The following is a 14,390-nucleotide window of genomic DNA, read 5'->3' as shown; positions in this document are numbered from 1 at the left end:
CCTTACGCCTGTGGCTTGCGCAACACACCATAGACCACTTGATAGGTGGCTGGCAGCCCCGCAGGCTGGCGAAATGCCTCATAGGCCTGCAACAGGCCCTGCATTCGCGCCCGGCCGGTGAGGCCGGAAGGTCGCCCAGGGTTCAGATTGTGCGCCCCCAACGCCTTCAGTTCGTGGGTCAGGCTGCGCACATCCGGGTAGTGCAGCACATGCGGGCACCGCTCCAGCTCAAGCTGCTCAAAACCGCTGGCTGCGCACAGGCGCTGATAGTCTTCGAAACGGCGGAAGCGGTTTACATGCACCAGGCCATCCACCGCCTGCCAGCTGGCGCGCAGTTCGTCGAGGGTGCCCACGCACAGGCTGCTGAAGGCCAGTACACCGCCTGGGCGCAGCACCCGCTGCGCCTCGTCCAGCACACTGGTGAACTGATCGCACCACTGCACCGCCAGGCTGGAAAACACCAGGTCGACGCTGCCATCGCGCAGCGGCAGACGCTCGGCGTCGCCAACCACGTGATACTGCGCCCCACCCTTTACATGACGGGCATGAAGCAACATGCCTTCGGCAATATCCACCGCCACGCCGCTGGCCTGGACGAAACGCTCGGCCAGCATGCGGCTGAAATGGCCGGTGCCACTGCCCAGGTCCAGCCAGTGTGACGGCTGCAGGCCTGCCGGCAACAGCTCCAGCAGGCTCAGGCCTACAGCGCGCTGAAGGGCCGCCACGCTGTCGTAACTGGCCGCGGCGCGGGAGAACGAGGCCGCCACCTGGCGCTTGTCGGGCAATACGCCGGGCAGGGTCGGACGGGAAAGGTCAGTCATCGCCACTCTCATGCAGAAAACTCTTGATGCCCGCCGCCAGCTCCTGCGGATACTCCAGCAGGAACGCGTGGGAACTGTCTTCGACCAGGCCCACTTCTACATCGGGCAACAGCTCGCTCAACGCCTTTGCCGCCTCTGCCGGCACTAGCGCATCGCTGCCGGCGAACAGGTGCAGTTGCGGGCCACCATAGGCCTGCAAGGCTTCACGGGTGTCCAGCTTGGCCAGCACTTCAAGGCCAGTGGCCAGGTACAACGGGTCGGTATCCGGCACGCCGACACCCAGCTGACGCAACAAGGTGCGCGGCTGCAAGGCGCCGTCGCTGCACAAGGTACGGAAGCGCTTGAGGGTGACCTGGGTATGGTTGCGGCAGCCGTCGAGGAAGGTGCCGAAGGTGTCTTCGGCCATGCCATGGGGCCAATCTGGCCGGGCCAGGAAGCTGGGGTTGCTGGCCAAGGTCAGCAGTCCGCAGCAGTGGTCGCCACGCTTGTGCGCCAGCGCGCTGGCCAACATGCCACCCAGTGACCAGCCACCCAGCCAGACATTGTTGGGCAGCTTGCGGTCCAGATGGTCGATCCAGGCCTGCACATCGCTGTGGGCCAGTTCTGGCAGGGGCATCAGCTCTACCTGCAGGCGGGCGTCCTGAGCACGCAGGCTAGCGGCCAGCGGCTCCAGTGCAGCAGTTCCCAAGCCCCAGCCGGGCAATAGAACAAGTCGATTACGCATCGGCGTTCTCCAACTGTGGATAACACTCGGCCAATGCATTCAACAATAGCTGCACCTGCGCCTCGCTGTGTGCGGCGCTCAGGGTTACCCGCAGGCGTGCGCTGCCAGCCGGCACGGTGGGTGGGCGGATGGCCGTCACCAGCAAGCCACGCTCACGCAGCAGGCGTGACAGGCGCAACGCCTGCGCACTGTCACCGATCACGATGGGCTGGATCGGCGTCGGGCTGTCCATCAACTGCAGCCCCAGCTGCTGCGCGCCTTCTCGGAACTGGCGAATCAAGGCTGCCAGGTGCTCACGACGCCAGGTTTCGCGGCGCAGCAGCTCCAGGCTCTTGAGTGTGGCGCAGGCCAGCGCCGGTGGCTGGCTGGTGGTGTAGATATAGGGGCGGGCGAACTGTACCAGCGCCTCGATCAGCGCTTCGCTGCCAGCAACAAAGGCGCCCGCAGTGCCGCAAGCCTTGCCCAGCGTGCCGATCAGCACCGGTACGTCATCCACGCCCAGGCCAAAGTGCTCGACGATGCCGCCGCCCTGTGCGCCCAAGGTACCCAGGCCATGGGCATCGTCAACCATCAGCCAGGCTCCGCGGGCACGGGCGACATCAGCCAGCGCCGGCAGATCGGCCAGGTCACCGTCCATGCTGAACACGCCATCGGTCACCACCAGGGTATTGCCGACTGCCTTGTCCAGGCGGCTGGCCAGGCTGGCCGGGTCGTTATGCAGGTAGCGGTTGAAGCGGGCACCACTGAGCAGCCCGCCATCCAGCAGCGAGGCATGGTTGAGGCGGTCTTGCAGTACCGTGTCGCCCTGCCCCACCAGCGCGGTGATGGCGCCCAGATTGGCCATATAACCGGTGGAGAACAACAGTGCGCGCGGGCGGCCGGTAAGTTCAGCCAGTGCCTCTTCAACCTGATGGTGCGGAGTGCTGTGGCCAACCACCAGGTGCGAGGCACCACCCCCCACACCCCAGCGCTCGGCGCCGGCCTGCCAGGCGGCGATCACCTCGGGGTGGTTGGCCAGGCCCAGGTAGTCATTGCTGCAGAAGGCCAGCAACCGCTGGCCGTCGACCACGACTTCCGGCCCTTGCGGGCTTTCCAGCAATGGCCGCTGCCGATACAGGTCTGCGGCGCGCCGTTCGGCCAGGCGCGCTGCCAGGTCGAAAGCCATATCAGGCTGTCGCGGCGTCGTAGAACATCTCGCTGCTGCGCTGCTCGACCAGCGCTTGCTCGATGGCTGCCTGGTGCACTTCGTCGGCGTGCTCTTCACGCGCTTCGGGCTTGATGCCCAGGCGTGCGAACAGCTGCATGTCCTTGTCGGCCTGGGGGTTGGCAGTGGTCAGCAGCTTTTCGCCGTAGAAGATCGAGTTGGCGCCCGCCATGAAGGCCAGGGCCTGCATCTGCTCGTTCATCTGCTCGCGGCCGGCGGACAGGCGCACGTGAGACTTGGGCATGAGGATACGGGCCACGGCCAGCATACGGATAAAGTCGAACGGGTCGACGTCCTCTTCCTCAGCCAGCGGCGTGCCGGCCACCTTGACCAGCATGTTGATCGGCACCGACTCCGGGTGTTCCGGCAGGTTGGCCAGCTGGATCAGCAGGCCGGCGCGGTCATCCAGCGATTCACCCATGCCCAGAATGCCACCAGAGCAGATTTTCATCCCGGCATCGCGCACGTAGGCCAGGGTCTGCAGGCGCTCGCTGTAGGTACGTGTGGTGATGATGCTGCCGTAGAACTCCGGTGAGGTGTCGAGGTTGTGGTTGTAGTAGTCCAGACCCGCGTGGGCCAGGGCCTTGGTTTGCTCCTGATCGAGTTTGCCGAGGGTCATGCAGGTTTCCAGGCCCATGGCCTTGACGCCTTTGACCATCTCCAGCACGTAGGGCATGTCTTTGGCCGACGGGTGCTTCCACGCCGCCCCCATGCAGAAACGGGTAGAACCGATGGCTTTGGCGCGGGCAGCTTCTTCCAGCACCTTCTGCACTTCCATCAGCTTCTGTTTCTCCAGCCCGGTGTTGTAGTGGCCGGACTGCGGACAATATTTGCAATCTTCCGGGCAGGCGCCGGTCTTGATCGACAGCAAGGTCGAAACCTGCACGCGGTTGGGGTCGAAATGCGCGCGGTGCACGGTCTGCGCCTGGAACAGCAAATCATTGAACGGTTGCTGGAACAGCGCCTTGACCTCGGCCAGGGCCCAATCGTGACGTGTTGTTGCAGTTGTGCTGGCGCTCATCGGCGTTTCCTTGTTTAGGCTGTAGCTGGCGCCGGGACAGGAAAGCCCGCCAGCGCATCACGGATAGCTCGCATAGTCATGGAAGGCCTATGAACTGTCAACTGTACTGGAAGCGACTGGTTTACAAGTGCTCACTTATTAATCAGAAGTGCTTGTTATGCGATGAGCCTGCCGAGCAGCCTTACCCGTTGTGCGTCACCTGCGAACAGGCGCTGCCCTGGCTGGGTGATCAGTGCCGGCATTGCGCCCTGCCCTTGCCCATGGCCGGCTTGACCTGCGCCCCGTGTAGCCGATGCTTGCCGGCCTTCGATCAGGTCATTGCCCTGTGGCATTTCGGTTTTCCGGTGGACACGTTGATCAGCCGTTTCAAGCACAATCGCCAATGGCCTTTGGGGCGCCTGATGGCTGAGCTGCTGGGGCAGGGGCTGCTGTATCGCTATGCCGAAGGGTTGCCTCGCCCTGACCTGCTGTTGCCTGTGCCTTTGGCCAGGCGTCGACTACGCGAGCGGGGGTTCAATCAGGCGGGGATGCTTGGGCGGTGGTTGTCGTCGCACGTCGGGGTAACCTGCAACGAGCGTTTGCTGGTCCGCACACGCGAGACACCGGCACAGCAACATCTGGGCGCCAAGGCACGGCAGCGCAATTTGCGCCAGGCGTTCGCGGTCATGGGCAAACTGGAAGGCAAGCATGTCGCCATCGTCGATGATGTGTTGACCACCGGTGCCACTGCGCAGGCTATCGCCCAGGCACTGCGCAAGGCAGGTGCGCGGCGGGTGGATGTGTATTGCCTGGCACGTACGCCCAAACCGGGGTATGTATGACCAGGCGCGACCTGCCCCTTTGTAAAGCACCCTTGTATACGGAATACCCATGTCCCTACCCCCCGTTCTCACCCAGCACATCGCCCGCCGCCCACAGCGCATCGCGCTGCTGCAGCACATTGCCGAACAAGGCTCAATCACCCGCGCCGCCAAGGCCGCAGGTATCAGCTACAAGGCGGCCTGGGATGCCATCGACGAGCTCAACAACCTGGCCAGCCAGCCCTTGGTCAAGCGCAGCACCGGTGGCCGCGGCGGTGGCGGTGCGCACTTGTCGCCGGAAGGCGAGCGGGTGTTGCGCCTGTACCAAAGGCTGCAGGCCCTGCAGGCACAAATCCTTGAAGCCGCCGAAGAATCCAGCGACCTCGACCTGCTCGGGCGCCTGATGCTGCGCACCAGTGCGCGCAACCAGTTGCAGGGCCAGGTCAGCGGCCTGCGCCGTGAAGGCCGGTATGACCGCGTCAGCCTGGCATTGAGCGGCGGGCTGGAGATCGATGCGCTGATCACCCACGACAGCACTGCGCGCCTGGAGCTGACCCTGGGAACGATGGTGGTGGCGCTGCTAAAGGCCGGGTGGGTGCGGTTGCTGGCGCAAGAGGAAGAAGCCGAGGGAGGCAGCAACTGTTTGAGCGCAACGGTGGAGGAAGTGCTGGCCGAGGAGGACGGCCCCAGCGAGGTCAGGCTGGCGCTGGGTAATGGTCAGACGTTGTGTGCCATTGCAGAGGCGCAGTGGTTGGCTGGGCTGCAGGTGGCGGCCGGCAGTTCGGTACGGGTGCAGTTCCATCCGTCCTATGTGCTGATCGGGATACCGGCATAGCCTGGCCACCCGGTGAGCAGATTGTGGGCCTGCCTGTGAAGAAGCCGGCACAGGCATAACGCGCTACCATGGCCCCACGCCGCTTACCCTCCGGAGCCACCATGTCCCACCCCTTCGACACCCTCACCCCCGACCTGGTCCTGGACGCAGTGGAAAGCCTGGGCTTTCTCAGCGATGCGCGGGTGCTGGCGCTGAACAGCTACGAGAACCGCGTGTACCAGGTGGGCATCGAAGACGCGCAGCCGCTGATTGCCAAGTTCTACCGCCCAGGCCGCTGGAGCGATGCAGCCATCCTCGAAGAACACGCCTTCACGGCCGAACTCGCCGACTGTGAAGTCCCGGTGGTTGCGCCCCTGCAGCACGATGACCGCACCTTGTTCGAACACAAGGGCTTCCGCTTCACGCTGTTCCCCCGTCGCGGCGGCCACGCCCCCGAGCCTGGCAACCTCGACCAGTTGTATCGCCTGGGCCAGTTACTTGGCCGCCTGCATGCCGTGGGCGCCAGCAAACCGTTCAAGCACCGCGAGGCACTGGCTGTGGACAACTTTGGCCACGCCTCGCTGAACACCTTGCTGGAGGGTAATTTTGTCCCGCGTGAACTGCTGCCGGCGTTCGAGTCCGTGGCCCGCGATCTGCTCAAGCGGGTGGAGGACATCTACGCTCGCACACCACACCAGCTCATTCGCCTGCACGGCGACCTGCACCCCGGCAACCTGATGCACCGTGACGAGGTGTACCACGTGGTCGACCTCGACGATTGCCGCATGGGCCCAGCGGTGCAAGACCTGTGGATGATGCTGGCCGGCAACCGCGAGGAGCGCCTGGGGCAACTGGCCGAGCTGATCGACGGCTACAACGAGTTCCACGACTTCGACCCGCGCGAACTGGCCCTGATCGAGCCCCTGCGCGCCCTGCGGCAACTGCACTATAGCGCCTGGCTGGCAAGGCGCTGGGACGACCCCGCGTTCCCGCCCAGCTTCCCTTGGTTTGGCCAGCCACGCTACTGGGGCGACCAGATTCTCGCCTTGCGCGAACAGATGGCTGCGCTGGATGAAGCTCCGCTGAAATTGTTCTAGAAGCACGCCCGCCTCTGTCTACAATAGGCGTCGCTTTATTTAGCAACCTAAGCAAGGATTCTGCATGCACGCCGCAAACCCGCGTCGCGGATACATACTGGGCTTGAGCGCCTACATCATCTGGGGCCTTTTCCCCCTCTACTTCAAGGCAATCCAGAGCGTCCCGGCGGTGGAAATCATTGTCCACCGGGTGCTCTGGTCAGCACTGTTCGGCTCGCTGCTGCTACTGGTGTGGAAACACCCCGGCTGGTGGCGGGAACTGCGCAACAACCCGCGCCGGCTGGGCATCCTGGCACTGAGCGGGGCACTGATCGCCGGTAACTGGCTGACCTACGTGTGGTCGGTGAACAACGGCCGTATGCTCGAGGCCAGCCTGGGCTATTACATCAACCCGCTGATCAACGTACTGCTGGGCATGCTGATTCTTGGCGAGCGCCTGCGCCGCCTGCAATGGCTGGCGGTGGGCATGGCTGCCGTGGGTGTGGCGCAGCAGGTGTGGCAAGTGGGCAGCCTGCCGTGGGTGTCACTGGTGCTGGCGTTGAGCTTCGGCTTCTATGGGCTGATCCGTAAGCAGGCGCCGGTGGCGGCACTGCCCGGCCTGGTGGTGGAAACCTGGATGCTGGTGCCGCTGGCCCTTGGCTGGCTGCTGCTGCACCCGGCCGCGATGAGTGCCCAGGGCGCGTTCTATACCAGCAGCGAGGCGCTGTGGCTGATGGCGGCCGGGCCGGTGACGCTGGTGCCGCTGGTATGCTTCAACGCCGCCGCACGGCACCTGCCGTACACCACGCTGGGCTTCCTGCAGTACCTGGCACCGACCTTGGTGCTGTTGCAGGCTGTAGTGCTGTTCGATGAGCATTTGTCGTCGAGCACCCTGGCGGCCTTCATGTTCATCTGGGCAGGTTTGGCGATTTACAGCGTCGATGCATGGCTGAACTTGCGCAAACGTAGCTGATCAGAAAACGATCAAAACTCTGCAGGCCATGTAGCGCCTGGCCTGCAGAGACATCTCCATAGGTTATCCACACCCTCGTCCCCGCGCTTTGTGCACAAGCTGCTGATAATTGAGCATTTTTTGAGCAAAACAGTACAAGGCACGTGATACCTGGGCTGGAGAGGTACACCCCCAGGTTATCCACAGGGCCTTCCCCGTGATATCGGGATAACCGCAGATGGCCTTGTGTCGCGATAGGGCCGCAAAGCGGCCCCGGCAATCGCTGATCAATCCTCTGCCCGCAGCTTCAACTCCACCATCAAGTCATCCGCCAGGCTCTCCAGCCGCTGCTGCAGTTCTTCCAGCGGCAAGGTCAACGGCAACGCCAGCAATGCGTCGGCGTGGAACAACGGCTCACTGCTCATCGGCGCCGGCTGCACGTCTGTGGAAAACCGCTCGACGTTTACCTGCAACTCGGCCAGCAAGCGGGTAATGTCCCGCACGATCCCCGGCCGGTCGTTACCCACCAGCTCCATGGCAATTGGCTTCCAGGTGCACGACGGCTCGATCCCGCTCTCGGCAATCAGCACGCGAATGTCATACCTGGCCAGCCCCTGCAGCGAGGCCACAAGCTCGGCGTAATTCTCTGCCGGCACCGCCACCCGCAGAATGCCAGCAAACTGCCCGGCCATACGCGACATGCGGCTTTCCAGCCAGTTACCACTGTGGTCGGCGATGCACTGGGCAATACGTTCGACCTGGCCGGCCTTGTCAGGGGCAATTACAGTCAGTACAAGATGATCCACAAGCCCTTCCTCGTGTCGGACCGCGCCGGGCGGCAGAAAATCGGGGGATCGAGTCAGTATAGGCAAGGCGCGGCAACCTGCCGCAGGGCAATCTGCACAGCCAATCGTGTACTGTTTCAAGATTTATCTGGAACAATCCACCTGTTTTTTGCGAACATACCCTCTCCCAGCGTGACCATACGCGACCAACGGGTCGCATAACGGCGCTTTTAGTCTGATTTTGCCCCGCCTACTGCTTCATGTAGTATCCCGTGGCGCGGACTACAAAACGTCGTTTGGATGTCTGCCAAGGCGCCTGTGAAAATACGCACACTGCCCGCCAGCCTGTCTGGCAGGCCGCACCCAGCCGCCCCCGAGCAAAACCGGGAGCATGCACTGGTGCCGTGTTTAGAGAAGCGCTACAGGCTTAATACAGAAGAGCGAAATAGCTGAGCAGAGTGAGGCAAGCAATGACTGGATACGTTCAAGTCGGTGGCCTTCAGGTCGCCAAGGTCCTGTACGACTTCGTGAACAACGAAGCCATCCCCGGGACCGGCATCGTCGCCGAGCAGTTCTGGGCGGGTGCAGAGAAGATCATCAATGACCTCGCTCCAAAGAACAAAGCCCTGCTCGCCAAGCGCGACGAGCTGCAAGCCAAGATCGACGCCTGGCACCAGGCACGCAAAGGCCAGGCCCACGACGCCGCAGCCTACAAAGCATTCCTCCAGGAAATCGGCTACCTGCTGCCACAAGCCGACGATTTCCAGGCCACCACCCAGAACGTGGACGAAGAAATCGCCCACATGGCCGGCCCACAACTGGTCGTTCCGGTGATGAACGCCCGCTTCGCCCTGAACGCCGCCAACGCCCGCTGGGGTTCGCTGTACGACGCCCTTTACGGCACCGACGCCATCAGCGATGAAGGCGGCGCCGAAAAAGGCCAGGGTTACAACAAGGTACGCGGCGACAAGGTCATCGCATTCGCCCGCGCCTTCCTCGACGAAGCCGCGCCACTGGCCGCCGGCTCGCACGTTGACTCCACGGGCTACCGCATCGAAGGCGGCAAGCTGGTTGTTGCCTTGAAAGGCGGCAGCAACAGCGGCCTGCGCGACGATGCGCAACTGATCGGCTTCCACGGCGACGCCGCCGCGCCGACTGCCGTGTTGCTCAAGCACAACGGCCTGCACTTCGAAATCCAGGTCGATGCCAGCACCCCCGTCGGCAGCACCGACGCCGCTGGCGTCAAAGACATCCTGATGGAGTCGGCACTGACCACCATCATGGACTGCGAAGACTCGGTTGCAGCCGTAGACGCTGACGACAAAGTCATCGTCTACCGCAACTGGCTGGGCTTGATGAAAGGCGACCTGGCCGAAAGCGTGAGCAAGGGTGGCAAAACCTTCACCCGCACCATGAACCCGGACCGCGAGTACGCGGCGCCCAACGGCGGCAGCGTGACCCTGCACGGTCGTTCGTTGCTGTTCGTGCGCAACGTTGGCCACCTGATGACCAACCCGGCGATCCTCGATGCCCAAGGCAACGAAATCCCCGAAGGTATCCAGGACGGGCTGTTCACCAACCTGATCGCCCTGCACAACCTCAACGGCAACACCAGCCGCAAGAATACCCGCAGCGGCAGCGTGTACATCGTCAAGCCGAAGATGCACGGCCCTGAGGAAGTGGCCTTCGCCGCCGAGATCTTCAGCCAGGTCGAAGACCTGCTGGGCATGCCGCGCAACACCGTCAAGGTCGGCATCATGGACGAGGAACGCCGTACCACGGTCAACCTCAAATCCTGCATCAAGGCAGCCGCCGAGCGCGTGGCGTTCATCAACACCGGCTTCCTTGACCGCACTGGCGATGAAATCCACACCTCGATGGAAGCCGGCGCCGTGGTGCGCAAAGGTGCCATGAAGAACGAGAAGTGGATCGGCGCCTACGAAAACAACAACGTCGACGTTGGCCTGGCCACCGGCCTGCAAGGCCGTGCGCAGATTGGCAAAGGCATGTGGGCCATGCCTGACCTGATGGCCGCCATGCTCGAGCAGAAGATCGCCCACCCGCTGGCCGGTGCCAACACCGCTTGGGTACCGTCGCCAACTGCCGCCACCCTGCACGCCCTGCACTACCACAAGGTGGACGTACAGGCGCGCCAGCGTGAACTGGCTTCACGTACCCCGGCGTCGGTGGACGACATTCTGGCCATTCCGCTGGCTGCCGACACCAACTGGTCGGCCGAAGAGATCCGCAACGAGCTGGACAACAACGCCCAGGGCATTCTCGGCTACGTGGTGCGTTGGATCGACCAGGGCGTGGGTTGCTCGAAGGTGCCGGACATCAACAACGTCGGCCTGATGGAAGACCGTGCCACCCTGCGCATCTCTGCCCAGCTGCTGGCCAACTGGCTGCGCCACGGCGTGGTCAGCCAGGAGCAGGTGCTGGAAAGCCTCAAGCGCATGGCCGTGGTGGTCGATCAGCAGAACGCTGGCGACGCCCTGTACCGCCCGATGGCGCCGAACTTCGACGACAACGTGGCGTTCCAGGCGGCTGTGGAACTGGTGGTGGAAGGTGGCAAGCAACCGAACGGTTATACCGAACCGGTACTGCACCGCCGTCGCCGCGAGTTCAAGGCGCGTAACGGGTTGTAAGTAACATCTGCGCCAGGGGCCGTTTTGCGGCCCCCTCGGCGCATCAACCCATTTTCAGTTCTTTCCTCACCAGCTCCAACAGCTTGCCCAAATCCACCGGCTTGAGCAGGAAGTCCACCACCCCCAGGTGCATCACATCCACTGCCTCTTCCACATCGGTGTCACCCGACACCACAATGATCGACAACGCCGCCCGCTCCGACGCGCGAATTGTCCTGATCAAGTCCAGTCCACTTTCAGGCTGCATGCGCAAATCGGTAATCATCAACCCGATACGCTTCTGGTAGTGCAGGTACAACCTGGCTTCCTCGGCCCCATCCGCCCCCACCGCATCAATGCCCCGGCTTTTCAGGTACAGGATCAGCGCCTCACGGTTAACCGCGTTGTCATCCACCACCAGCACCAACGGTCTGGCTGCCACAGGCGCACTTTGGTTTATCACGGCCAAGGCCTCGCGCTCGGCGTCGCTCAGGATGTCGGTGTGCTCGGGCATGCTTGTCTCGTCAAAATAATTCCGCTTCAGCATTAGGACCGCATTACTTGCGTAACCCGTTTCGCCTTTCGTCGGGTCTTTGACAAGGGCGCTCATAGACTTACGTCCAATGGGCACCACCCCGCCGCAAGCCGACCATGGAGGCAGAGAACAACATGGCCGGTACCTATATATAGATATATATAGTTCGGCATAGCGATACGGTCAGTTTCATGAGCAAAAAGGACGCCTACAGCCAGGCGGGCAAGACAGCGGTACTGCAAAACATCCAAGGCACATTGCAGTTCCTGCAGCGCTTTCCGCCGTTCAATCAGATGGAGCACAGCCACCTGGCCTTCTTGGTCGAGCAGTGCCAGCTGCGCTTCTACGCCTGCGGTGAAAGCATCGTCAAACCTGCCGACGGGCCGGTCGAGCACTTCTACATCGTCAAGCAGGGCCGCGTGGTTGGCGAGCGCCAGCACCTGGCCAAGCCGGGTGTCGAAACCACGTTCGAGATCACCAGCGGGGAGTGCTTCCCGCTGGCAGCCCTGCTGGGTGAGCGGGCAACCCGCACCGAGCACCTGGCCGGGGAAGACACCTTCTGCCTGCAACTGAACAAGGCCGCATTCATCCGCGTGTTCTCGATGTCTGAAGTGTTTCGGGATTTTGCCCTGCGCGGTGTCAGCAGCCTGCTTGATCAGGTCAATCAGCAAGTACGCCAGCGCGCGGTGGAAACCCTCGGCACCCAATACTCGCTGAACACCCCCCTGGGTGAACTGGCCATGCGTCACCCGGTGGTGTGCAGCGCCCATACGCCCCTGCGCGAAGCCGTGCGGCTGATGCACGAGCAACAGGTGGGCAGCATCGTGGTGGTCGACCCGCAGCGCTACCCCATCGGTATCTTCACCTTGCGCGACCTGCGCCAGGTGGTGGCGACAGTAGATGCCGACCTGGGCGCCGCCATCGACCGGCACATGACCGCCAAACCGTTCTACCTCCCACCCCAGGCCAGCGCCTTCGATGCCGCCATGGCCATGACCGAGCGGCATATTGCCCATGTCTGCCTGGTGGAAAACGGACGCCTGTGCGGCGTGGTTTCCGAGCGCGACCTGTTCTCCCTGCAACGGGTCGATCTGGTTCACCTGGCGCGCACCATACGCCATGCACCACGCCTGGATACGCTGGTTTCGCTGCGCGGCGAAATCAGCCAGCTTGTAGAACGCATGCTGGCCCATGGCGCATCGTCGACGCAGATCACCCAGATCATTACCTTGCTCAACGACCATACCGTGTGCCGGGTCATCGAACTGGCCCTGGCCGAACGTGGCGACCCGGGCGTGCCGTTCAGCTGGCTGTGCTTTGGCAGCGAAGGGCGACGTGAGCAGACCCTGCACACCGACCAGGACAACGGCATCCTCTTCGAAGCAGTCGACAGCGCCGAGGCCGACGCCATCCGCGCTCGCCTGCTGCCGCTGGCGCAATACATCAACCAATGCCTGGCCCAGTGCGGTTTCACCCTGTGCATGGGTAACGTCATGGCCGGCAACCCCGAACTGTGCCTGTCGCGCAGCGAGTGGGCGCGACGCTTTGCCGGGTTTGTTCGCGAAGCCAGCCCGGAGAACCTGTTGGGCTCGAGCATCTACTTCGACCTGCGGGTGGTGTGGGGCGACGAGCAAGGCTGCGAGCAGCTGCGCCAAGGCCTGCTGGCACAGGTAGCCGACAACCGCATCTTCCAGCGCATGATGGCTGACAACGCCCTGCGCCAACGCCCGCCGGTGGGCCGGTTGCGCGAGTTCGTGCTGACACGCCAGGGCAACGACAAGGCGGCGACCCTCGACCTCAAGGTCCAGGGCCTGACGCCCTTCGTGGATGGTGCCCGTTTGCTGGCCCTGGCCAATGGCATAGCAGCCTGCAATACCCTGGAGCGCCTACGCCAACTGGTGGCCAAGGGCGTGATCGAGCCGTTGGACGGCGCCGCCTATGAAGAGGCCTACCACTTCATCCAGCAAACCCGCATGCAGCAGCACCAGCGCCAGATACGCGACAACCTGCCTTACTCCAACCGGGTCGACCCGGACAGCCTCAACCACCTGGACCGGCGCATCCTGCGCGAGTCGCTGCGCCAGGCCCAGCGCCTGCAAAGCAGCCTGGCCTTGAGGTACCAGTTGTGAGCCTGTTCGCCTGGCTGCGCCCCAGCGCGCCCGAGCTGGACCACGCCAAGCGCCAGCGCCTGGCCCGGTTGCCCAAGCCCGTGCCGCTGGGGGTATGTACCCTGCGTGAGCAGCGCTGGGTGGTGCTGGACCTGGAAACCAGCGGGCTCAACCCCAACCGTGATCAGGTACTGTCGATTGGGGCGGTGGCCATCGAGGACGGTGCCATCGACTTTGCCCAGCAGTTCGAACGCACATTGCACCGGCCTTTGCAGAAGACCAACGCCAGCGTACTGATCCACGGCTTGGGCCCCAGCGCATTGGCTGCCGGTTGCGACCCGGCCGAGGCCTTGCTGGATCTACTCGATTTCATTGGCAACAGCCCGGTGCTGGCGTTTCACGCGTCATTCGATCAGCGCATGCTGGCCCGTGCGCTGAAAGAGACCCTTGGGCATCGCTTGCAGTCAATGTTCCTCGACGTTGCCGAACTGGCACCGATGCTCAACCCAGACACGGTACTGCGCGAGGCCGGGCTGGATGACTGGGTGGCACGGTTTGGCTTGCAGGTTGAAGAACGCCATCATGCCAGTGCCGATGCCCAGGTGACCGCAGAGCTTGCGCTGATCCTGTTCAGCCAGGCCCGGCGCCAGCAGCTGGACAGCCCGCTGCAGCTAGAGCAACGGTTGCGCGGGTGGCGACGGCGCAAGATGCAGAGTCATGGTTTGTAGGGCGTGGGATTTGCAGCGCCGGTGAGATCGAGCGCCGCCCGTGCGGCGCATCGCGAGCAAGCTCGATCCCACCGGCGCCACATAACTCAAACCAAGCCCCATGATGGCAATCCGATAAGCGTCCATTGCACCCACCCCCTCCCCTCTGCAACAATCGAGAATAATTATCGTTAGTTAATGCATTCGTTCCGGGGG

The 14,390-nt window shown here is 63.2% G+C and carries 13 protein-coding genes; 7 read left to right on the top strand and 6 right to left on the bottom strand.

All coding sequences use genetic code 11. The features are described 5' to 3' along the window. Nucleotides 1-2: 2 nt before the first annotated feature. From bioC to bioB, 4 genes are read right to left on the bottom strand one after another with little or no spacing between them, the layout of a single operon-like run. On the bottom strand, nucleotides 3-821 hold the full coding sequence (bioC, locus tag KW568_RS01740; protein ID WP_004577122.1) for a malonyl-ACP O-methyltransferase BioC: 819 nt from the start codon (nucleotides 819-821) through the stop codon (nucleotides 3-5). Beyond that, nucleotides 814-1,545, bottom strand: a complete 732-nt coding sequence (locus tag KW568_RS01735) for an alpha/beta fold hydrolase (protein WP_004577121.1) — start codon at nucleotides 1,543-1,545, stop codon at nucleotides 814-816. Before KW568_RS01735 ends, bioC begins: the two co-directional genes overlap by 8 nt. After that, entirely contained in the window at nucleotides 1,538-2,710 is a 1,173-nt protein-coding gene (bioF, locus tag KW568_RS01730; protein ID WP_004577120.1) for an 8-amino-7-oxononanoate synthase, read from the bottom strand. The genes KW568_RS01735 and bioF overlap by 8 nt, the downstream gene beginning before the upstream one ends. 1 nt (nucleotide 2,711) lies before the next feature. Further along, complete coding sequence (gene bioB, locus KW568_RS01725; RefSeq protein ID WP_003255611.1) at nucleotides 2,712-3,770, bottom strand: biotin synthase BioB; 1,059 nt, start codon at nucleotides 3,768-3,770, stop codon at nucleotides 2,712-2,714. Between the two features lie 89 nt (nucleotides 3,771-3,859). Between bioB and KW568_RS01720 the strand changes: the two genes are divergently transcribed. The 4 genes from KW568_RS01720 to rarD all read left to right on the top strand — a co-directional run bounded on the left by KW568_RS01720 (nucleotide 3,860) and on the right by rarD (nucleotide 7,433). Further along, complete coding sequence (locus tag KW568_RS01720) at nucleotides 3,860-4,591, top strand: ComF family protein (protein WP_004577119.1); 732 nt, start codon at nucleotides 3,860-3,862, stop codon at nucleotides 4,589-4,591. Nucleotides 4,592-4,640: 49 nt separating this feature from the next. Further along, complete coding sequence (locus KW568_RS01715; protein ID WP_004577118.1) at nucleotides 4,641-5,405, top strand: TOBE domain-containing protein; 765 nt, start codon at nucleotides 4,641-4,643, stop codon at nucleotides 5,403-5,405. Between the two features lie 101 nt (nucleotides 5,406-5,506). Continuing rightward, entirely contained in the window at nucleotides 5,507-6,481 is a 975-nt protein-coding gene (locus KW568_RS01710; protein ID WP_004577117.1) for a serine/threonine protein kinase, read from the top strand. Nucleotides 6,482-6,545: 64 nt separating this feature from the next. After that, on the top strand, nucleotides 6,546-7,433 hold the full coding sequence (gene rarD / locus KW568_RS01705) for an EamA family transporter RarD (RefSeq protein WP_003255619.1): 888 nt from the start codon (nucleotides 6,546-6,548) through the stop codon (nucleotides 7,431-7,433). 266 nt (nucleotides 7,434-7,699) lie between these two features. Here the strand turns inward: rarD and KW568_RS01700 are convergent, their stop codons facing one another. Next, nucleotides 7,700-8,218 (bottom strand): glycine cleavage system protein R, encoded by a 519-nt coding sequence (locus KW568_RS01700; RefSeq protein WP_003255620.1) that lies wholly within the window; start codon nucleotides 8,216-8,218, stop codon nucleotides 7,700-7,702. A gap of 449 nt (nucleotides 8,219-8,667) precedes the next feature. Here KW568_RS01700 and KW568_RS01695 point away from each other — a divergent pair, with 449 nt between their 5' ends. Continuing rightward, nucleotides 8,668-10,845, top strand: coding sequence for a malate synthase G (locus KW568_RS01695; RefSeq protein WP_003255621.1), 2,178 nt, complete (start codon nucleotides 8,668-8,670; stop codon nucleotides 10,843-10,845). A gap of 43 nt (nucleotides 10,846-10,888) precedes the next feature. Here KW568_RS01695 and KW568_RS01690 read toward each other — a convergent pair whose 3' ends face one another. Beyond that, the gene (locus KW568_RS01690) at nucleotides 10,889-11,434 is read right to left on the bottom strand and encodes a response regulator (RefSeq protein ID WP_033726058.1); all 546 of its coding nucleotides are present in this window, start codon (nucleotides 11,432-11,434) and stop codon (nucleotides 10,889-10,891) included. 116 nt (nucleotides 11,435-11,550) lie between these two features. Between KW568_RS01690 and KW568_RS01685 the strand changes: the two genes are divergently transcribed. Both KW568_RS01685 and KW568_RS01680 read left to right on the top strand, forming a co-directional pair. Next, nucleotides 11,551-13,488: a putative nucleotidyltransferase substrate binding domain-containing protein gene (locus KW568_RS01685; protein WP_004577115.1), complete on the top strand. Its 1,938-nt coding sequence runs from the start codon at nucleotides 11,551-11,553 to the stop codon at nucleotides 13,486-13,488. Next, a complete protein-coding gene (locus tag KW568_RS01680; protein WP_004577114.1) occupies nucleotides 13,485-14,195 on the top strand; it encodes a PolC-type DNA polymerase III in 711 nt (236 codons plus the stop codon). Before KW568_RS01685 ends, KW568_RS01680 begins: the two co-directional genes overlap by 4 nt. Nucleotides 14,196-14,390: the final 195 nt, after the last annotated feature.

Source organism: Pseudomonas sp. HD6515, assembly GCF_024971855.1.
GTDB lineage: Bacteria > Pseudomonadota > Gammaproteobacteria > Pseudomonadales > Pseudomonadaceae > Aquipseudomonas > Aquipseudomonas alloputida.
This window is presented reverse-complemented; position numbering and strand designations above follow the sequence as displayed.